1 protein-coding gene is annotated in these 261 nt (G+C 43.3%); it reads right to left on the reverse strand.

Going from position 1 to position 261, the window contains the following annotated elements; all coding sequences use genetic code 11:
- Window positions 1–261 (reverse strand): transposase (locus tag CP357_RS10050; protein WP_198995889.1); only part of this gene is annotated, 261 nt, incomplete at both ends.

Below are 261 nucleotides of genomic sequence, written 5' to 3' on the forward strand. Positions count from 1 at the left end.
GATAAGTCCTGGCCAAGGCTGTTTTCATGCCAACAACACCATCAGAAAGAAAGAGTTCAACTTGCTTCAAGCCTCGGGACTTCATGTTTTGAAGCATCTCTGTCCAGACTTCAATGTTCTCACTAGGAGCAATGCAGTAGTCAATGACTTCTTTATGTCCATTAGGTTTAATGCCAATGGCAATATAGACTGCTTCACGCTCAAACGTTTCTCGGCGCAAAGGAAGGTATGTCGCATCCAAATAGACGCAGAAAAACTTGT

It is taken from the genome of Lactobacillus sp. UMNPBX6, from assembly GCF_002553975.1.
Classification (GTDB): domain Bacteria; phylum Bacillota; class Bacilli; order Lactobacillales; family Lactobacillaceae; genus Lactobacillus; species Lactobacillus gallinarum.